Raw genomic sequence first — 19402 nt, 5'->3', positions numbered from 1 at the left:
TGCACAACAGTCAAAAATTCAACCGCTCCGCATGGGGTCCCGCATCGTCACGATCTCTTCGGACATCGTCGGGTGTACGGCAACGGTGCGGTCAAAATCGGCTTTCGTCGCACCCATCTTGACTGCGATGCCAGCCAGTTGGATCATTTCGCCCGCATTCGGTGCGACGATGTGGCAGCCCATGACCCTGTCGGTTTCCTTGGAAACCACCAACTTCATCAACACCCGGTAGGGCTGTCCGGCAAACGCCGTGCGCATCGGGCGGAACGATGTGCAGTAGACGTGCACGGGTTCTTGCTCCTGGGCTTCTTCCTCCGTCAGGCCCACCGTGCCGAATTCGGGTTGGGTAAACACCGCCGACGGTATCAGTTCGTGATCGACCGGCGTCGGGTTGTCTTTGAACACGGTCTCGACGAATGCCATTCCTTCGCGGATCGCGACGGGGGTCAGATTGACCCGGTTGGTCACATCCCCGATGGCGTAGATCGAAGGGACAGACGTCTGACTATACTCGTCCACGACGATTTGACCGCGGCGACCCAGTTCGACGCTCGCCTCCTCCAACCCCATGTCCATGGTGTTCGGAGCGCGGCCGATGGCAAAAAGGACCGCGTCGAATTCAGCTTCCTTGCCGTTGGTGGCCTTCACCCGGATCGGGCCCTTATAATCGTCCGGAACGTCGGCTTTATGTGAAAGCTCTCCTGCCGGAGCCCCCATCGAGGCTTCCGATTCGGTGAATTCAGTCTCAGCTGGGCGATCCTCGCTTGCTGGCGCCATTTCCACGATATTGGTGCCGAAATGTAGGTCAATGCCTCTCTCGCTCATGCCTTCTGCGATAATGCCGCGCGCCTCTTCGTCGAATCCGCGCAGGATCTGCGCGCCGCGATAATACAGCGAAACGTTCACCCCGAGCCCGGCCATAACGCAGGCAAATTCACAAGCGATATAGCCGCCGCCGACGATCAGGATGGACTTGGGCAGCTCCTCCATATGGAAGATGTCGTCGGACACTATCCCGAGTTCGGCATTGGGCAGGTCCGGGCGTATAGGGTGACCGCCCGTGGCAACGAGGATATGTTTCGCCGTAACCTCCTCGCCCGTAGACATGATGATCGTGTTGGCATCCTTGAGACAGGCGCGACCGTCGAACATCGTGACGCCGGAATTTTCCAGAAGGCTGCGATACACGCTTTCGAGCCTGTCGAGTTCGCCGTGCAGGCGATTGCGGAATCCGGGCCAATCGAAGGCACCCAGCTTCATGTCCCAACCATAGGCTGCGGCTTCGGCGGGGAAGGTCGAAAACTCCGATGCGAAAACCATCAGTTTCTTGGGGACGCAACCGCGGATCACGCAGGTGCCGCCATAGCGGTCCTCTTCGGCCAAGGCGACTTTGGCGCCGCTGGCGCTGGCCACACGCGCCGCCCGGACGCCACCGGAGCCGCCGCCGATGACGAAAAGATCAAAGTCGAATGCCATCGCCATTGTGCCCTCAGTCCTGCAAGTCGGTGAAAAGGTTGTCGGTCTCTATAAAGTCTAGCCGATCTTCCTCGACCGTGCCTTCGTTGATGTCGCGCGTTTCAACACGCCCGTCGCCGTAGCCGAGTATAACGACGTCGCAAATGTCGATGAACAGGCCATTCTCGACGACACCGGGCATCTGGTTCAGAACCATTGCCAATTGATGGGCGTTCCCGATGCGACCGAGGTGAAGATCAAGAATGTAGTTGCCCTCATCCGTAACGTAGGCGCTGTCGCCGTTCATGCGCAAGGTCGTGTCCCGGCCTAGAACATCCATCGAAATCAGCATTTCTTCGATCAGTGACTTGGTTGTCTGCCATCCGAAAGGAATGACTTCGACTGGCAAGGGGAAGGCGCCGAGTTTTTCGACCTCCTTGCCGACATCGGCGATGACGATCATCTGATCCGACGCCGTCGCCACGATCTTCTCCTGAAGGAGCGCTCCGCCGCCACCTTTGATGAGGTTCAGGTTGCCGTCGAATTCATCCGCCCCGTCGATGGTCACGTCGATCCAACGAGCCTCGTCGAGGCTGATGACCTCGATGCCGACCTCGCGCGCAAGTTCAGCCGTTCGCGTCGATGTCGGGACACCGCGGATCTTGAGGCCGTCTTCCCGAACAAGTTCTCCAAGACAGCGTACCATCCAGGCCGCCGTGGATCCGGTTCCGAGCCCGACGCGCATGCCGTCCTCGACATAGTCGACGGAGCGTTTCGCGGCCACGAATTTGGCTTTGTCGATCGGTGACAGCTCTCCGGTCATGCGCATCTCTCCATCAGGCAGGCATTGTGGCCCGCGTTATAGGGAGTTTGCGCGTCAGGGGCGAGGGGTCATTTCAAGACCAAGGCAGTTCGCCCCTATTGTGTCCGGATCGTCGCCGGATCCGAAGAAATCGCGGAAGGAAAAGTTTTCGTACTGGTCGACTCGCCGCCGAAAAAGACAATGACGCCTGCGGCGAGAAGTAGGATGAACCCTGTTGTCTGCATTTCCGTGCTCCAAAATCGGAGTGAACGTGATGTTTTAGCGAACGTGTCAAACCGTTCGTGGTTCCACTATGACGTGAGTCGGTTAACTGAACGTGAAATTAAACACGGCAATGGCGTGGATTGCCGGACCGGCGTCGGTTTTGGGCGGCTTCGGATATGCGATGCATCCTAGTGATCGCTTGGGCGAGGGCCCCGAATGTTCTAGGTTCGCAGCCATGTTTCTCTCTGTATTTGATATGTTCAAGATCGGAATCGGTCCGTCCTCCTCGCACACGATGGGGCCTATGGTGGCGGCCGCCAGATTTCTGGACCTGATGCGCGCCTCACCATTTAAGTTTCATGGCCTGCGCGCAAGCTTGCACGGATCGCTCGCCTTTACCGGGGTTGGACATGCAACTGACCGCGCGACGATCCTCGGCCTCGCCGGGTTCCGCCCCGAAACATATGACAATGAAGAGGCCGAAGCGGTCCTTGCGGAAATCCGCGAAACGGGCACGGTGACGCCGCCGGGCCTGCCATCCCTACATTTCCATCCCAAAGAGGACCTTCAGTTTGATTTTGGCCCGAACCTGCCCGGGCATGCCAACGGAATGATCCTCATGGCGATCGACAGACAGGGCGACGTGATCCTGCAAGAGACATACTATTCGGTCGGCGGCGGGTTCGTCCTGACGGCTGATGAACTCGCCGCAGGTCGTGATACCGACGATGGCCCGCCGGTACCCTATCCTTTCAAGAGCGCGGCCGAAATGCTGGAAATGTCCGAAACCAGCGGCAAAACCATCGCCGAGATGAAAAGGGCCAACGAGATCTCGCGCGGCGGCTCCAAAAATCTGCAAAGCGGCGTGGCGCGCTTGTGGCAGGTTATGGACGACTGCATCGAACGCGGTCTCGCCAATGACGGAATCCTGCCCGGAGGTCTTAAGGTGCGTCGCCGGTCCAAGGCCATCTACGAGGCGCTTCTCGCGGAGCGCGGCACGAACCTGAACGCGCCACACAAGATCAACGACTGGATCAGCATCTATGCCATGGCCGTGAACGAGGAAAACGCCGCGGGAGGGCAGGTCGTGACAGCGCCGACCAACGGCGCGGCAGGGGTTGTGCCGGCAGTCATCAAGTACTGGCTGGAGCATGTGCCTGGGGCCAATGAACGCGACATCGAAACGTTTCTTCTGACCGCAGCGGCGATCGGCGGCCTGGTGAAGTTCAATGCGTCGATCAGCGGTGCCGAGGCAGGTTGCCAAGCCGAAGTCGGCAGTGCGTCCGCCATGGGCGCTGCTGGGCTGGCTGCGGTGCTGGGCGGCACACCCGCTCAGATCGAGAATGCGGCCGAAATCGCGTTGGAGCACCACCTTGGCATGACATGTGACCCGGTGAAGGGGCTGGTGCAGGTACCTTGCATCGAGCGTAACGGGCTTGGTGCGATCAAGGCTGTAAGTGCCGCGAGCCTGGCCCTCCGCGGTGACGGGGTCCATCTTGTGCCGTTGGATGCTTGCATTGAAACGATGCGCCAGACTGGCGAGGACATGAGCGAACGTTACAAGGAAACCTCGCTGGGCGGTCTTGCCGTCAACGTGCCGAATTGCTGAACGGGCCCGTCTCTAGAAAGCTGTCTGCTGCGGTTAAGGGCTTGACGCCGCATCATTTCTGACACGCACTAGCGCCTGTTTCGCGTGAGGCGGTGACGCCTCTCAATCCGATAGGTCTTCATGTCAGAAAACGCTCCCAGAACAACGCTCGGAATCCTGCTAATGGTGGGGTTTTCATTGATCGCGCCCGCGATGGATGCGTCGGCCAAGCTGATCGGCGATGCGTTGGCCGTGGGCCAGATCGTTGCGGCGCGGTTCGGCATACAGGCGGCGATACTCTTACCGCTGGCCCTGTCCATGGGGTGGTTGCATCGCCCCGGGTTCGGCGAAAGCGCTTTGCATCTTGTGCGCGGGGCCTTGATCCTGCTGGCGACTGCATGCTTTTTTCAAGCGCTGCGGTTCATGCCCATTGCGGATGCAATCGCGGTGTTCTTTGTCGAGCCTTTCATTCTGACACTTTTGGGTGGAATCCTGCTTGGTGAGCCAATCGGGCCGCGGCGCTATGCGGCGTGCGCTGTCGGGTTCGTAGGCGCGCTTTTCGTCATTCAGCCTAGCTTCAGCGAGGTGGGGCCGATCGTGATGTTGCCGTTGGTCACGGCCGTCTGCTTTGCCTTCTACATGATCCTGACCCGAAGGATGGCGGCCCGGATGCATCCGATTTCCATGCAGGCCTATACCGGGCTTGTCGCGCTGCTTCTTGTGCTGCCGGTCCTGTGGATATTCGATGGCTCCGGCGTCGCGCCGTTGGACCCGTCTTGGCCCGGACAGCGCGAAATGCTTTTGCTCGTTGCGGTAGGGCTTATCGCGACGGCCAGTCACGTCTGTATCAGCTTCGCGCTGAAGCTGGCACCCGCATCCGTGCTCGCGCCTATCCAGTATCTCGAAATCGTCGGTGCCAGTGTTCTGGGCTATATCATATTCGGCGATCTGCTGGATGCCACGACGCTATTCGGTATCGCGCTGATCGTTTCGGCAGGGCTTTACGTCTTCGTTCGCGAAAGGCGGCTGGAGCGTCGCCCTATGCCGGCCCCCTGATATGTCATGCAGTGGATGCCGTGGCCGACCAGGTGGCGGCATTCTGCAGGAGCACATCGACAGCCGCTTCGAAAGCTGTGGCGGGCAGGATCAGCAGCATTTTCGGTGCGGTGACGTGAAGCGAAACGGGGCCCGTCGCTCGGTTGGATGTTCCGACACGACCATCCGGGGTGAATGTCAGCCCCGAGATCGGCCATTCCAGCCCTTCTGACATCCCCTCCACTATGCCGAGCGGAAAGAGGGACACAGGTGTGCCCGGGGGAAGATCCAGGGCAATGGAAGGTGGCGCGAGGAACACGATGTCGGTGCCGTCCAGCAGAATGCAGCGGCGGTGCGGATAGCGTACCAGCGCATTGAGGTTGGCCAGGTGGTGGTCGATGCGGCGACCTGTGAACCCGACACCAAGGATCAGCGGCGCGTCGACGTTGCGCAAGCATTTCTCGAAATCGGTGCTGTCCTGCTCAGAAATGTGATACAGTCGGTCTGGCGACAAAGTGGCGCGCGTCTCATCGCTCAACGAATCGAAATCGCCGATTACGGCGGAGGGAACCAGGCCCGCTCGTTTGACGCTGTCAGCACCACCATCTGCTGCAACGACATGGTTACCGACGGCGATGGCGCGCTTCAGATCGTTTTCGCCAAGCTGGCCACCTCCCACCAGCGTAACAGGGTTCAATTGGTGAACAATCACGATGAATTTCCGACATTAACCACTATTTTGGAAACAAGACACATTCTGGCCTCGAAATGATACGGTAAAGTTCTAAGAATCGGGCCGCTTTCGTCGCTGCGATCATGGTAAAAATTATGATTGCAGGCAAAGTAGAGCGAGCGAAAAATGGTAAGTACAAGCAAAATTCTGACCGTATCTTACGGCACGTTCTCGTGCACGTTGGAAGGTTTTGACGATTCGTTCGAAACCATGAAGGCGATTGCAGAATATTTCCGCGACTTGGCCGCTGACGACAGATACTTCGGAGCAGAGCCGCCGACCCCGGACGCAGAAATGCTCGCCCGCATTGCCGAGCGCGAGATTTCCCGCCGCGTAGAAGCCCGGGAAGAGCAAGGACAAATCCATCTGCGCGCAAATGAAAGCCAAGGCGCCGCCGAGGCTCTGACCCATGCCGCTCCGGTCGCTGCGCCTGCAACGGAGGAACCAGCCCAGACCGCGCCTTACGCGGAAAGCGCTCAGACTGAGGAAGAATTCGCGGCCAAGAAAAGCCCCGAGGCGCCAGAAGCTCCGGTGAACGATGCCTCCGAAACGGACTCCGAGACTCCGGAGATGGCGAAAGACCTCTCGTCTGCCTCCGAGGAGCCTGACGAGGAGGTTTCCCAAGAAGCGATGCAGTCCGACCCAGAAAAAGAGATCGCGTCGGAAGAAGATGACCCCACGTCTGAATTTGCGGATGAAAGCGAAGCGAAAGAAACCGAAATTGCTTCCGAAACGGAAGAGGTTCTCGCCGGGATCGAAATAACGGACGAGGCGCTTCCCGATGTTGAGGAAGCCCAGGCTGATCATTCCGAAGATGGCTCGCAGGAACACGCCCGGCAGGTTCCGCAAAATGAGGTTGGAAATCAAACTCCTGTGGAGTCAGGAGCAGAGGAAGCCTCTGAACAAGAAGACGATTACTCGTACGATGCCGACCTCGAGGCGTTCATAGCCGATGCCGCTGTTGACGAGGCTGGTGCCTCGATGCCGGATGAGCCCGGGCAAGATGAGAATTTTGCCGCTTCGGTTGTCGATGAAGCCGCCAATGCCGCCGCTGAGGCGGATGCCCCCGATATTTATAAGGAAGAAAAAAAGCCGGACGCGGAGTTCGATGGCGAGTTTGTCGAAGCTCCGGTCGTCAACGACGATACTGACAGCGTGGCGGAAAAGCTTCGCCGGATCCGCTCCGTCGTGTCGCAAAGCCAATTGGACTACGGAGCGTCCGAGTACAGCGAGGACGAGCACGCCTACGGCACGATGGGCAGCGCGTCCGACGAGCTGGATGAGTTGCTGAAGGGGCCCTATGACGAAAGTTACGAAGAGGCTGACGACGCTGCTCCGACGGATGTGGCAGTCTCGGTGAAAGACGCTGGTGACGGTGCGCTCGAGCCTGAGCCCGCGTACGATGACGCCTCGGAGCATACTGTCGCCAAAGACGGCAGCGACGCAGCGGCCCATGAAGATCTACCGTCGGAAAAAGCCGACACGTTGCAGACGTTTGTCGAAGATGTGGCTGATGACGACCTCACCGACGAGGATGAGGCCGAAGATATGCTGGAAACGGACCTCGACGCCGCTGTGATCGTGGATGACGACACTCTTTCGCAACTGCTGGCGGATGCCGCGCCCGAGGGACCCCGGCGCGCCGAAGTGCCCGGCATTGCAGAGAATTTGGAAGACTCCCCTGCTGAAGTTATCGAAGACGGCAACGCTCCGGAATCTCTTTTCGCCGACCTTGATGACGCGCTCGAAACACATGTTCCTGCATCGGCAGACAGAGGTGGGGCGCCGTTCGTTCTGGGCAATGACGCCCGTGTCGCAGAGCGCGATGAGGAAACGGCTTCGCGACCGCTGAACGCTCGCGTACTCAAGATGAAAAAGTCCGAGTTTGAGACGGCGGTCACGCAAGGCATGATTGTGGAAGAGGTCGAGGCGGTTGAAGCCACCCACCTTGGCGACGAAGCAATCCTCAGCCCCGAAGAAGAAGCTGATCTGCAGCGCGAACTGGCCGAGGTCGAGGCGGAACTGGCCGAACAGAACCCGCAGAGCGACGGCGATGCGAAAGACGATCTGTCGAACGTGGCGCACGCGGAAGAAGCCCAGGCAGACGAGGATGATCTTCAGGACGAGCAAGGCCCGAAAGATGCCGCTTCAGACACCGTCGATGACGACATTTTGACGGATGAAACCTCCGCATCGGAAATTCGGGCAGAAGCCTCGACTTATTCTGAAGACGAGCAATACGATGCGCTGCCCGCCGCCGAAAACCGTGTAGCATTCGACGCGCTGGACGAGACTGAAGCAGTCGATGAGGAATTCCCTGCCGACGACACCCGGACCGAAGAGACGGCAGACAAGCCCCGCCGCGGACTGTCGCGCTTCCTTGGAATGGGAAAACGCGCCCCTGAGGACGAAAAGCGCATATTCGAGGAAGCCGACAGCCAGATGGGCGACAAGGATGCCAGCATGCGGCGAACCGCAATTCAGCATCTGCGCGCTGCCGTAGCCGCGACCAAGGCCGAAAAAAGCGCCGGGGTCGACGTTGACCTCGGAGTAGACGAGACGCCTTATCGCTCTGACCTGGCCGAAGTGGTTCGCCCGCGCCGCCCCAACACAGCAGCGCCAACAACCCGGTCGGCGCGCCCGAACGAACAACGCCCCGCACCGCTCAAACTGGTGGCCGAGCAACGTGTCGATACCGAACGTGCCCCCGTGCGTCCGCGTCGTGTCGTTTCAGTGCCCGCGTCGATGCCCGCGGCAAATGAGGGTGGCTTCACAGCGTTCGCGGAAGAGATGGGCGCGACCGGACTTTCCGATCTGCTCGAGGCGGCGGCCGCCTACATGTCTGATGTCGAGGGCCATTCGGAATTCACCCGACCAATGCTCATGGGTAAGCTAAAGGAAGTGAACCGCGGCGATTTCAGTCGCGAAGATGGCCTGCGCTCCTTCGGCCAGCTTCTGCGGCAAGGGAAGCTGCGCAAGGTTCGGGGCGGACGTTTCTCTGCCACAGACGAGACCGAGTTCCGGGCCGAAGCCAGAAACGTCGGCTAATTGACTCCAAACTTGTCGTTGAGGGCCCCCGGTCCATCTGCCGGGGGTTTTTCCGTATCAGTGAATGCCGTGGAACGCCCGTCGCCGTACATCGCAAGGGGGCTCGCCGTACCTTCTTTGGAACCAACGTTTCATGAGGGTGACGTTGGAGAAACCGCATGCAATGGCGATTTCGCCCAAAGGCAATGCGGTTTGTGTCACGAGGTCATGGGCTCGGTCGAGACGCAGGTCGCGATAAACCTTGAGCGGAGATCGCCCCAGCTTCTCGGCGAAGCCGCGTTCGAGCTTGCGGGCTGAAATGCCGATAATGTCAGCGACTTGCGAGACGCTCAGGGTATCCTCGATGTGGTCCTCCATGATCTGGAGCGCATCAGAAATCATGTCGCACCCTTCGGCCCGCCGGTGCAGGCGCCATCGTTCGCCCGAGCAGTTACTGTCCTGCGTATCAGGGCTTTGAATGCCCAGATCGCGGGCCAGTGCAGCTTCGGTGAAATTCCCTTCTCGTGCACCGATCAGTTCGACCATCATGCGGATCGCCGCCGCCGGGCCGGTGGCGCTGCTGAGCGCTTTGTGATGGCAAGTCGTGTCGCTGTGCAACTCCAGACTGGCGCAGGTTTCCCGTACGGCCGCATGGAATGCGGCGTGGACTGACAAGCGTTTGGCCCCCAGCACGCCCGTTGCCAAAGGCACAAAAACGGCACCCCCAACCACACAAACCCGCGCGGCGTTCCTGATCGCGGCGCGCAGCTTCGATACTTCCGACCTTGCGGGTCTCCAGGGCATGTCCACGCCGCCTACCAGCACCAGCACTTCATCCGGTGCACAGCTGAGTGTTGCCCGCCTCGAAACCGTGGCATCAACGCAATTCCAGCTATAGATTTCTTGACCCAGAATACTATTGGCGCGTCGCAGGACATGGATGCAAGTTTCCGCGACGAAAGCGTTTTCTGCATTCTGCACGACGAAAACGAACTTGTCCGAAAGGCTGCGCTGGTCGCGCAGCGGGCGCGGGTCGGATGTACCGACGGGATCGAGGTTTGAGAGGTACATGTCTTGATTGACTTTCCCTGTTGCGAACGGATCCCTGAATTCCGTGCTTGATTTCTGACCTTTAAGTTACGTTGACGAGCGAGGTTTCGACCGCGTGCAGAAAGGACCCTGCCGAAGAGGATGCGGAGAGGAGAAGATAGGCGTCTGGGCCAGTACGAAGGATCAGTACGCCAAGATGTTCCATGACCGTGCGCGCGGCGGCACCTTCGACAAAGGCGTCGGGGTGCAGGTCGATCGGACAGATACGCTCCAGCGCGGTGCGAGCCAGCGGACCGTCGAGGACGAGGCCGGTCCAGACGTCAGTCTGGTCGGTCGTGTAGGCTGCGCCTTTCAGCAGGGTCTGCACATGCGGTTCGGCATCCGGCATGGTGCGTGTGAAGATCGCGAAGGCCTGATCTGTGCCGAGGCGTACAATGCGGGTGTCATCCTTGCCCATCACGGACTGACCAGGTGCGGGCAGATCGGCGTCGAAGGCGGTCTTGATCGCCCTGAGCGCGGTATCTTCTCCGCCGAGCGGCAGCGCGATGGACACGATCGCCAGATCGGCGGGCGCGTATAGCCGCGTCTCGCCGAAGCTGTGGTCGAAGCCCTTGAGGGGCGGTTCGGCAGTGAGGATGAAATCAGCCACGCAGACGCTCTCCTTCCGGGTCGACGAAATGGGCCGAAACGATTTCGACCTCCATCTCGGTGCCGTGCACGGGGCTGACCGCGCGGACGATTTCGCCCATACGTTCGTGCCCGCTCTTGATGAAGCCCAGGCCGATATGGTGGCCGAGGTTGGGCGAATAGGCGACAGAGGTCATCCAGCCCTGGTCATGCTCCATGTCGGCGGGGGCATGCTTGTTCAGGAAATGCGAGCCGGCGATCAGTTTCCTGTCGCGGTCGACGGGGCGGAAGCCGACCAGCCGCACGGCGTCTTCGCGGGTCAGTTCGGGGCGTTGCGCCAGGACCTGGCCGATGCATTCCTTCTTCTGGCTGACCATCTTGCCCAGCCCGATATTGTGGGCGGTGGTCTGGCCGTTCAGCTCGTTGCCGGTGCAGTGGCCTTTCTCGATACGCATGACGCCCAGCGCCTCGGTTCCATACGGTGCCGCATCGAACTCCTTGCCGGCCTCGTTGAGCACCGCCATCATGGAGTTGCCGTACCGCGCGGGCACGGCGATTTCATACGCCATCTCGCCCGAGAAAGAGATTCGGAAGAGCCGCGCGGGCGTGCCGCCGCAGACGGTGACGTGACCGCAGGCCATGAAGGGGAACGCCTCGTTCGAGATGTCGTGGTCGGCGTCGATCACCTTGCGCAGAAGGTCGCGGGATTTCGGCCCGGCGACGGCGAACTGCGCCCAGCCGTCGGTGGTGGAGATCAGGTGCACGTCCATGTCGGGCCAGAAGCACTGGCGCGCGAATTCCAGACGGCGGAAGACCGTGACCGCGTTGGCGGTGGTGGTGGTCATCACGTAGTGGTTTTCGTCCATCCGCGCGGTGGTGCCGTCGTCGTAGCAGATCCCGTCCTCGCGCAGCATCAGGCCATAGCGGATCCGGCCGACCTTGAGGGTCGAGAAGGTGTTGGCATAGACCTTGTCGAGGAAGGCGCCGGCATCCTTGCCCTGGATGTCGATCTTGCCCAGCGTGGTGACGTCGCAGATGCCGACACTCGTGCGGGCCGCCCGGGCCTCGCGGTCGACGGAATCGCGCCAGCCCTTCTCGCCCGGACGCGTGTACCATTCGGCGCGCAGCCAGTTGCCCACGGTGACGAAGCTGGCGCCGTTCTCCTCGGCCCATTTGTGGCTGGGGGTCAGGCGGTAGGGGCGGAAATCCTTGCCGCGCGCGCGCCCGGCCAGCGCGCCGATGGGCACGGGCGTGTAGGGCGGGCGGAAGATGGTGGTGCCGACCTCGGGGATGGTCTTGCCACGTTCCTCGGCCAGGATCGCAAGGCCGGCGATGTTCGAGGTCTTGCCCTGGTCGGTGGCCATGCCCATCGTGGTGTAGCGCTTGAGCAGCTCGACCGAGCGGAAACCCTCGGTGTTGGCGAGCTTGATGTCCTTGACGGTGACGTCGTTCTGCAGGTCGACCCAGGCGCGGTGCCTGCTTTGTTTGACATGCCAGAAGGCGGCGGCCTCGCGCGGTTCATCCTCGGCCTGCGGCAGGTCGGTGGCGTTGGGTTTGATCCCGAGCGCATCGAGCTGTGCGGTGGCCTGGGCCTGCCCCTCTGCCAAGGCGGCGGCGAGGGTCATGGCGCCGTTCGCCGCCCCGGCGACGGCCATGCCGACGGGCAGGTCGCCGCCCGGCACGAAAGCGCAGAGGTCGTCGCGCCACGTGGGGCGGCCGCGTTGATGGCAGGTGAGGTGCACGTTGGGGTTCCAGCCGCCGGACACGGCCAGCGCGCCGACGGGAATGACCTGGCCGTTGGTGAGGGTGATCGATTTCACGCCCTTGCGCCCGATGGTGTTCATCACCGCCTCGCCCGCGACGTGGCGCACGCCGGGCAGGTCGATGGGGGCGGGCCTGTCACGGCTGTCGACGACGACGGGCACCTCGACGCCCTTGGCGATCAGGTCGGCGGCGGTGCGCCAGCCGTCATCGTTGTTGGTGAAGACGGCGACGTGCTTGCCCGGGGTGGCGGCATAGCGGTTGGCATAGCTGCGCACGGCGCCGGCCAGCATGATGCCGAGGCGATCGTTGTTGCCAAAGGCGATGGGGCGCTCGGTGGCGCCTGCCGCCAGAACGGCGCGCCTGGAATAGATGCGCCACAGGACCTGGCGCGGCTTGCCGGCGCCATCGGCAAGGTGATCGGTGCAGCGTTCGAGCGCGCCGTAGACGCCGTGATCGTAAGCACCGTAGACGGTGGTGCGGGGCATCAGGCGGACGTTGTCCATCGACGCCAACTCGGCGGCGGTCTCTGCCGCCCAGTCGGTGCCGGACATCCCGCCCAATTCCAGCGTCTCGGAGTTGAGGCGGCCGCCGGGGCGGAAATCCTCGTCGGCGAGGATCACGCGGGCGCCGGAGCGCGCGGCGGTCAGCGCGGCCATCAGGCCCGAGGGACCCGCGCCGATGACCAGCAAGTCGCAATGCAGGAAGCCCTTGTCGTAGGTGTCGGGGTCGTCCTTCATCGACAGGCGGCCAAGGCCGGCGGCGGAGCGAATGATCGGCTCGTAGAGCTTTTCCCAGAACGCCTTGGGCCACATGAAGGTCTTGTAGTAGAAACCCGCCGACAGGAAGGGCGAGAAGAAGTCGTTGACCGCCAGCAGGTCGTATTCCAGCGAGCCGCGATGGTTCTGCGAGGTGGCGTTGAGACCGTCGAAGAGCTCGACCATCGTGGCGCGTGTGTTCGGCTCCTGATAAGCGCCGTCGCGCAGGTGGACCAGCGCGTTGGGTTCCTCGGAGCCGTCGGTGAACACGCCGCGCGGGCGGTGATACTTGAACGAGCGGCCCACAAGAAGCTGGCCGTTGGCCAGAAGCGCCGAGGCGAGCGTGTCGCCCGGGTGGCCACGGAACCACTTGTCGTTGAAGCGGAACTTGATTTCTTTCGAGCGGTCGATCAGGCCGCCTTCGATGCGGTTCGTCCCTGTCATTTGCCGCGTCCCCGTTTGCGTGCCACGTCGCGGGCCAGTTCGACCGCCGTGATCTCGTGCGTGAGGGTGTTGCGCGTGACCACCAGCCACGAGCGGTCACCCTGTTCGTGGTACCATAGCTCCTCGTGCTGGCCTGCGGGGTTGTCGCGCAGGTAGCCGTAGCTGTGGAACTGTTCCATCGCGTCGTCGGCCTGCCAGTCGGGCCGGTCGATGAGGGCGGCGTCGCCGAGATAGACGAATTCGGCGGCGTCGCGCGGGCCCAGAAGGGGATGGTCGATGATCATGTCTGTATGCCCCTCAATGCAGGTTGGGCTGGTTGCCCATGCCTTTTTCGTCGATCAGGTTGCCGGTCATGAACCTATCCAGCCGCATTTGCGTGGCGGTGGGGTGCGGCTCGTCCCTGGCAAGCAGGTGGGCATAGCAGAAGCCCGAGGCGGGCGTGGCCTTGAACCCGCCATAGCACCAGCCGCCGTTGAAATAGAGCCCGTCGATATGGGTCCTGTCGATGAAGGGCGAGCCGTCCATCGACATGTCCATGACGCCGCCCCACGACCGCAGCAGGCGGGCGCGGCCGATCATCGGCATGATCGCCATGCCGCCCTCGCAGACATCCTCGACAACCGGAAGATTGCCGCGCTGGGCGTAGGTGTTGTAGCCGTCGATGTCGCCGCCGAAGACCAGCCCGCCCTTGTCGGACTGGCTGACGTAGAAATGGCCGGCGCCGAAGGTGATCACGCCGGGGAGCGTCGGCTTCAGGCCCTCGGACACGAACGCCTGCAATACGTGTGATTCAATGGGCAGGCGCATGCCGGCCATCGCGGCGACACGGCCGGAGGAGCCGGCGACGCACATCGCCACTTTCTTGGCGCGGATGGGGCCGCGCGAGGTCTCGACCCCGAGGCAGCGGCCATTCTCGATCTGAAAGCCGGTGACTTCGCAGTTCTGGATGATGTCGACGCCGCGGCTGTCGGCGCCGCGGGCATAGCCCCAGGCGACGGCGTCGTGCCGGGCGGTGCCGCCGCGGCGCTGGAACAGGCCCCCCTTGATGGGGAAGCGGGCGTTGTCATAGTCGAGGAACGGCAGTTCCTTTTTCAGCTGCGCGGCATCGACCAGTTCGGCATCGGCGCCGGCCAGGAACATCGCGTTCGCGCGCCGCACGAAGGCGTCGCGCTGGCCGTCTGTGTGGATCAGGTTCAGGATCGACCGCTGCGAGACCATCGAGTTGTAGTTCGTGTCCAGCTCGAGGTTTTCCCAAAGCTTCATCGAGAATTCGTAGAACGGCTCGTTCCCTGGCAGCAGGTAGTTGGAGCGGATGATCGTGGTATTTCGCCCGATATTGCCCGAACCCAGCCAGCCCTTTTCCAGAACGGCGACATTGGTCAGACCGAACTCCTTGGCGAGGTAATAGGCCGTCGACAGGCCATGCCCGCCGCCGCCGATGATGACGATGTCGTATTCCGCCTTGGGCTCGGGCTCGCGCCAGACGCGCGTCCAACCCTTGTTGCCGGTCAGGCCTTCCCAGAGGACCTTGAACCCACTGTAGCGCATAAGATGATTTCCCACGGTTGCTGTAATCATTTTGCGGTATTCGCGGTGAATGGACTTTTCCAAAAAAGACGGATAGTTTCCGATTGTGGACAATATTGGTTCAAATTTGGATGCTTCCCGCCGAATCGGGGTCCTGCCGATTCCGGGGTTCGCGATGATGTCCTTCGCCGCGCTGACCGAACCGATGCGTGCGGCGAACCTGCTGGCGCGGCGGGAGCTTTACCACGTAATTACCGTAGGAAGTGACCTGGATCCGGTGCCGAGCTCCGGGGCGGGCATGGTTTTGCCCGAAGTCGAAGTGGGAGAGACCGACGTGTTCGATTACCTCTTCGTCGTCGCGGGTGGGGATCCCACGCTTTATAACGACCGCGCGGTGCTGAACTGGCTGGCGCGGCTGGCGCGGGCGGGTGTGCCACTGGGCGGGGTTTCGGGCGGACCGATCATTCTGGCGCGGGCGGGGCTGATGAACGGGCGTCGCATGACGGTCCACTGGGAACATGCCGGTGCGCTGGCAGAAATCTCGCCCAGCCTGGTACTGGAACGCTCCCTTTATGTGATCGACCGGGACCGGGTGACCTGTGCGGGGGGAACCGCGCCGATGGATTTGATGCACGCGCTGATCACACAGCATCACGGCGCGCATTTCGCCCGGTTGGTTAGCGACTGGTTCATGCATACAGAGGTTCGCCCTTCGGCCGGGCCGCAGCGGTCGGGGTTGGTGGAGCGTGTAGGGACGACGGTGCCTGCAATTCTGGACGCAGTAGAGGCGATGGAGGCGAACGTGGCCGATCCGCTGGAGCTATCTCGGCTGGCGCAGGTGGCCGGGCTGTCGCCCCGGCAGTTGAACCGACTGTTTCACGACAAGCTGGGGAGGTCGGTGATGCGCTATTACCGCGAATTGCGGCTGGAGAAGGCGCAGAGCCTCTTGCGCAACTCACCGTTGAGCCTGACCGAGATCGCTTTGGCCACGGGCTTTGCAAGTTCAGCGCATTTCTCGCGCGCATACAGTGCACGCTTCGGGCAGCCGCCTTCGGCCTATCGCTAGGTTTGCGTCACGTGGTGTTCGGTTTGCGCCCGATGGCTTGTCATGGTCGCGCGGCACGTTAAGGTTCGGCAAAGCAAAGGTGAGGGTCCCAATGCATATTCTGGTCCTGCAACATGAACGCGTCGAGCATCCGGCCGTTTTCCGCAAGTTTCTCAAGGAAGACGGTCACACCTGGGATGCGATCGAGTTGGACGAGGGCGAGGCGTTGCCCGAGAGCATGGACGGCTACGATGCGCTGTGGGTCCTTGGGGGGCCCATGGACACGTGGCAGGAGGACGAGCACCCTTGGCTGAAAGCGGAAAAGGCTTTCATCCGCGAGGCGGTCGAGGGGCAGGGCGTGCCGTATCTTGGCCTTTGCCTCGGCCATCAGCTGCTGGCCGATGCGCTTGGCGGCGCCGTTGGCCCGTCGAAGACGCCCGAGATCGGAGTGCTGGACGTGCAATTGACCGAGGCTGGGGCAAGCGGCGTGTTCTTCGATGGGCTGCCCGAGGTATTTCAAGCCTTGCAATGGCATTCGGCCGAAGTGACCGCGCTACCCGAGGGCGCTCAGGTGCTGGCCACGTCCCCTGCCTGCCCGGTGCAGGCGATGAAATGGGGAACGCGCGCCTTTTCGATGCAGTTCCATATCGAGATCGAACATGACACGGTGCAGGCTTGGGGTGAAATTCCCGAATACGCCCAAGCTCTGGAAAAGGCTCTGGGTCCGGGTGCGCTGGACGCGTTTCAGGAAAACTGCTCCAAGCGCATGGGTGAGTTCAACGAGATGGCTGAGCGTATCTACATCAACTGGCTACAGGCGACGGCGCGCACCTGAGTCGGGTAATACAATGAACTCGTAGAGCCGGCGAAACGGCGGCTCAAGGATCCTGGCCCCACCCCTCGGATTGCATTTCGCGCAGGCGGCTTGCGGTACGTTCGAACTCGAAACTGCCCTCGCCCTCGACATAAAGATATTCGGGCGCTGCGGCGGCGGAACAGATAAGACGCACCTTCGCCTCGTAGAGTGCGTCGACCAGGGTCACGAAACGTTTGGCCTCGTTGAAATTCGACCGGCCGAGTTGTGGGATGTTCTCCAGCACAAGCACGCGGGCCGCCTGGGCGAGTGCGAGGTAGTCCGCAGGCCCCAAAGACCGACCGCACAGGTCATAGAAAGTGGCCCGCGCAACACCGTTGTGAAAGGCGGGTATCTCGACCTCGCGTTTGTTCACCACCAGGGTCAGCGGCTGACTTTTGCCTTCGGTCAGATCCTGCCAGATCGCGTTGATCTTGGCGCGCGCTTCGGGGTTGTTTGGTGTGAAATAGGTCGGACTGCCAGCAAGGCGCCCCTGCCGGTGATCGGTGGGGCTGATCATTTCGTGGATGACCATCCTTTCCTTTAAGTGCTCGATGAAGGGCAGGAAAAGTTGCCGGTTGAGGCCATCTTTGTAAAGGTCGTCGGGCACGCGGTTGGAGGTTGTCACCACGGCGACGCCGGAATCGAACAGCGACTCGAACAATCGGCCAACGATCATCGCGTCGGTGATATCCGTGATCTGCATTTCGTCGAATGCGAGACAGCGCACCGAATCGGCGACGGACTTGGCCACCGGGGCAAGCGCATCCTCCTTCACTTCGGCGCGCGCCTTGTGCATGCCGGCATGAATTTCTTGCATGAAGGCGTGAAAATGCACGCGGCGTTTTGGGACCGTCAATGTGTCGACAAACATATCCATCAACATGGATTTGCCGCGGCCGACGCCGCCCCAAAGGTAAAGGCCCTTGGGAGCTTCCACCTGCCTGCGGAAAAATCCCTTCTTCTGAGGTTGCGCAAGGTCGGCGCGAAGCCGTTCCAACTCTTCCACCGCGGCGACCTGTGCTTCGTCACGCTTCAGAACGCCTTCGGACACCAAACGCTCATATCTGTCGGGCACAGTCTCCATGCACTCTGGATATCGAAGCGGCGCAGGCGTGGAAAGCACGAAGCAGATCGCGAAACGGAATTGTGTGCATCACAATCCATAAATTGACGGCGGGTCGGGCTCGGGTAAATCTGCGCGGGTTGTTCGGAGGATGCGATGCAGAAAGCGGCGCCACTTTTCACTTCTGTCCTTGTGGCGGGCTGCCTGATCATGCTCGTTTCGTTCTCGATCCGGGCAGCCTTTGGCGTGTTCCAGATCCCGATTGCCGAGGAATTCAACTGGCTTCGCGTGGAATTCAGCCTGGCCATCGCGGTACAGAACCTTGCCTGGGGCATCGGCCAGCCAATTTTCGGCGCGATTGCCGAGAAAGTCGGGGACCGCAAGGCGATCGTGCTGGGCGCGTTGATGTATGCCGCGGGGCTGGTCCTGTCTTCCTTTGCCACGACGCCGCTGGCGCACCAGCTTTACGAAGTGCTGGTGGGCTTCGGTATCGCGGGCACCGGATTCGGCGTGATTCTGGCCGTGGTGGGGCGGGCCAGCAGCGACGAGAACCGCTCGATGAGCCTTGCCATTGCAACGGCGGCCGGATCGGCTGGGCAGGTGTTCGGCCCGCCGATTGCGGAGTGCCTGCTGTCGATCATGGGCTGGCAGTCGGTCTTCCTGATCTTCGCGGCGGCGATCCTGGCGGTGCTGGCCTGCCTGCCGCTGATGCGGGCGCCGGAGCCTGTCAGCACGGCGGAGCTGGAAGAGACGATGGGCCAGATCTTGGTCAAGGCGTTCCGGGATCCGAGTTACACGCTGATCTTTATGGGCTTCTTTTCCTGCGGCTATCAGTTGGGGTTCATCACGGCGCACTTCCCGGCCTTCGTGACGGAGTATTGCGGGCCGATCGCGGCCGGCAGCGTGTTGCACAACATGGGGGTGACCACGACCTCGGCGCTAGGGGCGGTGGCCATCGCGCTGATCGGGCTGGCCAATATCGCGGGGACGCTGACGGCGGGATGGCTGGGCAAACGCCATTCCAAAAAGCTGTTGCTGGCCGGAATATACACCGGGCGGACGCTCGTCGCGGCGGCCTTCATCCTGTTTCCGATCACGCCGACCAGCGTGCTCTTGTTCTCGGCGGCGATGGGGTCCCTTTGGCTGGCCACTGTGCCTCTGACCAGCGGGCTGATCGCGCATATCTACGGTCTTAGATACATGGGCACGCTTTACGGGATCGTTTTCTTCAGCCACCAGTTAGGCAGTTTCCTGGGTGTCTGGTTAGGGGGGCAGTTGTATGATATGTATGGCAACTATTCGCTTGTCTGGTGGATTGGCGTAGGAGTGGGCGCATTCTCGGCCATCGTACATCTTCCGGTGAAAGAACGAGTCCTGCCGCGCGGTGCCTTGGCCTGACGGCAGTC

15 protein-coding genes are annotated in these 19402 nt (G+C 61.5%); 6 read left to right on the top strand and 9 right to left on the bottom strand.

Translation table 11 applies throughout. The features are described 5' to 3' along the window. Positions 1-18 precede the first annotated feature (18 nt). The gene (locus tag ACSQ76_RS20960; RefSeq protein WP_437158248.1) at positions 19-1476 is read right to left on the bottom strand and encodes an FAD-dependent oxidoreductase; all 1458 of its coding nucleotides are present in this window, start codon (positions 1474-1476) and stop codon (positions 19-21) included. 13 nt (positions 1477-1489) lie between these two features. Next, complete coding sequence (gene rpiA / locus ACSQ76_RS20955; protein WP_306127377.1) at positions 1490-2278, bottom strand: ribose-5-phosphate isomerase RpiA; 789 nt, start codon at positions 2276-2278, stop codon at positions 1490-1492. 439 nt (positions 2279-2717) lie between these two features. Here rpiA and ACSQ76_RS20950 point away from each other — a divergent pair, with 439 nt between their 5' ends. Continuing rightward, positions 2718-4091: an L-serine ammonia-lyase gene (locus ACSQ76_RS20950; protein ID WP_437158084.1), complete on the top strand. Its 1374-nt coding sequence runs from the start codon at positions 2718-2720 to the stop codon at positions 4089-4091. A gap of 120 nt (positions 4092-4211) precedes the next feature. Next, positions 4212-5126 (top strand): DMT family transporter, encoded by a 915-nt coding sequence (locus tag ACSQ76_RS20945; RefSeq protein ID WP_437158083.1) that lies wholly within the window; start codon positions 4212-4214, stop codon positions 5124-5126. A 4-nt stretch (positions 5127-5130) separates the two neighbouring features. Here ACSQ76_RS20945 and ACSQ76_RS20940 read toward each other — a convergent pair whose 3' ends face one another. Beyond that, on the bottom strand, positions 5131-5817 hold the full coding sequence (locus ACSQ76_RS20940) for a thiamine diphosphokinase (RefSeq protein ID WP_437158082.1): 687 nt from the start codon (positions 5815-5817) through the stop codon (positions 5131-5133). A gap of 147 nt (positions 5818-5964) precedes the next feature. Here ACSQ76_RS20940 and ACSQ76_RS20935 point away from each other — a divergent pair, with 147 nt between their 5' ends. Continuing rightward, positions 5965-8886, top strand: a complete 2922-nt coding sequence (locus ACSQ76_RS20935; protein WP_437158081.1) for a hypothetical protein — start codon at positions 5965-5967, stop codon at positions 8884-8886. A 57-nt stretch (positions 8887-8943) separates the two neighbouring features. Here ACSQ76_RS20935 and ACSQ76_RS20930 read toward each other — a convergent pair whose 3' ends face one another. From ACSQ76_RS20930 to ACSQ76_RS20910, 5 genes are all read right to left on the bottom strand, one after another. Further along, positions 8944-9936: a helix-turn-helix domain-containing protein gene (locus tag ACSQ76_RS20930; protein WP_437158080.1), complete on the bottom strand. Its 993-nt coding sequence runs from the start codon at positions 9934-9936 to the stop codon at positions 8944-8946. A 61-nt stretch (positions 9937-9997) separates the two neighbouring features. Then, complete coding sequence (locus ACSQ76_RS20925) at positions 9998-10564, bottom strand: sarcosine oxidase subunit gamma (RefSeq protein ID WP_437158079.1); 567 nt, start codon at positions 10562-10564, stop codon at positions 9998-10000. Next, a complete protein-coding gene (locus tag ACSQ76_RS20920) occupies positions 10557-13505 on the bottom strand; it encodes a sarcosine oxidase subunit alpha family protein (protein WP_437158078.1) in 2949 nt (982 codons plus the stop codon). The genes ACSQ76_RS20925 and ACSQ76_RS20920 overlap by 8 nt, the downstream gene beginning before the upstream one ends. Further along, entirely contained in the window at positions 13502-13789 is a 288-nt protein-coding gene (locus tag ACSQ76_RS20915; protein ID WP_437158077.1) for a sarcosine oxidase subunit delta, read from the bottom strand. Before ACSQ76_RS20915 ends, ACSQ76_RS20920 begins: the two co-directional genes overlap by 4 nt. Before the next feature lie 13 nt (positions 13790-13802). Next, positions 13803-15053: a sarcosine oxidase subunit beta family protein gene (locus tag ACSQ76_RS20910; RefSeq protein WP_437158076.1), complete on the bottom strand. Its 1251-nt coding sequence runs from the start codon at positions 15051-15053 to the stop codon at positions 13803-13805. A 154-nt stretch (positions 15054-15207) separates the two neighbouring features. On the opposite strand from ACSQ76_RS20910, the gene ACSQ76_RS20905 reads away from it, so the two are divergent. Next, entirely contained in the window at positions 15208-16098 is an 891-nt protein-coding gene (locus ACSQ76_RS20905) for a GlxA family transcriptional regulator (RefSeq protein WP_437158075.1), read from the top strand. A gap of 91 nt (positions 16099-16189) precedes the next feature. Next, complete coding sequence (locus ACSQ76_RS20900) at positions 16190-16912, top strand: type 1 glutamine amidotransferase (RefSeq protein WP_306127386.1); 723 nt, start codon at positions 16190-16192, stop codon at positions 16910-16912. 43 nt (positions 16913-16955) lie between these two features. On the opposite strand, the gene zapE is transcribed toward ACSQ76_RS20900, so the two are convergent. After that, positions 16956-18017, bottom strand: a complete 1062-nt coding sequence (gene zapE / locus ACSQ76_RS20895) for a cell division protein ZapE (RefSeq protein WP_437158074.1) — start codon at positions 18015-18017, stop codon at positions 16956-16958. A gap of 135 nt (positions 18018-18152) precedes the next feature. On the opposite strand from zapE, the gene ACSQ76_RS20890 reads away from it, so the two are divergent. Beyond that, complete coding sequence (locus ACSQ76_RS20890) at positions 18153-19394, top strand: MFS transporter (protein WP_437158073.1); 1242 nt, start codon at positions 18153-18155, stop codon at positions 19392-19394. The last annotated feature ends 8 nt before the right edge of the window (positions 19395-19402 follow it).

Origin of the sequence: Roseovarius sp. B08 (genome assembly GCF_051417955.1) — a bacterium.
Lineage (GTDB): Bacteria > Pseudomonadota > Alphaproteobacteria > Rhodobacterales > Rhodobacteraceae > Roseovarius.
The sequence above is the reverse complement of the archived record's forward strand: the minus strand, read 5'-3'. Positions and strand labels throughout refer to the sequence as shown.

Bases quoted from the DNA above. Each gene is read 5' to 3' on its own strand.
- ACSQ76_RS20960 (WP_437158248.1), bottom strand. From the start codon at position 1,476: ATGGCATTCGACTTTGATCTTTTCGTCATCGGCGGCGGCTCCGGTGGC.
- rpiA (WP_306127377.1), bottom strand. From the start codon at position 2,278: ATGACCGGAGAGCTGTCACCGATCGACAAAGCCAAATTCGTGGCCGCG.
- ACSQ76_RS20950 (WP_437158084.1), top strand. From the start codon at position 2,718: ATGTTTCTCTCTGTATTTGATATGTTCAAGATCGGAATCGGTCCGTCC.
- ACSQ76_RS20945 (WP_437158083.1), top strand. From the start codon at position 4,212: ATGTCAGAAAACGCTCCCAGAACAACGCTCGGAATCCTGCTAATGGTG.
- ACSQ76_RS20935 (WP_437158081.1), top strand. From the start codon at position 5,965: ATGGTAAGTACAAGCAAAATTCTGACCGTATCTTACGGCACGTTCTCG.
- ACSQ76_RS20930 (WP_437158080.1), bottom strand. From the start codon at position 9,936: ATGTACCTCTCAAACCTCGATCCCGTCGGTACATCCGACCCGCGCCCG.
- ACSQ76_RS20920 (WP_437158078.1), bottom strand. From the start codon at position 13,505: ATGACAGGGACGAACCGCATCGAAGGCGGCCTGATCGACCGCTCGAAA.
- ACSQ76_RS20915 (WP_437158077.1), bottom strand. From the start codon at position 13,789: ATGATCATCGACCATCCCCTTCTGGGCCCGCGCGACGCCGCCGAATTC.
- ACSQ76_RS20910 (WP_437158076.1), bottom strand. From the start codon at position 15,053: ATGCGCTACAGTGGGTTCAAGGTCCTCTGGGAAGGCCTGACCGGCAAC.
- ACSQ76_RS20905 (WP_437158075.1), top strand. From the start codon at position 15,208: ATGATGTCCTTCGCCGCGCTGACCGAACCGATGCGTGCGGCGAACCTG.
- ACSQ76_RS20900 (WP_306127386.1), top strand. From the start codon at position 16,190: ATGCATATTCTGGTCCTGCAACATGAACGCGTCGAGCATCCGGCCGTT.
- zapE (WP_437158074.1), bottom strand. From the start codon at position 18,017: ATGGAGACTGTGCCCGACAGATATGAGCGTTTGGTGTCCGAAGGCGTT.
- ACSQ76_RS20890 (WP_437158073.1), top strand. From the start codon at position 18,153: ATGCAGAAAGCGGCGCCACTTTTCACTTCTGTCCTTGTGGCGGGCTGC.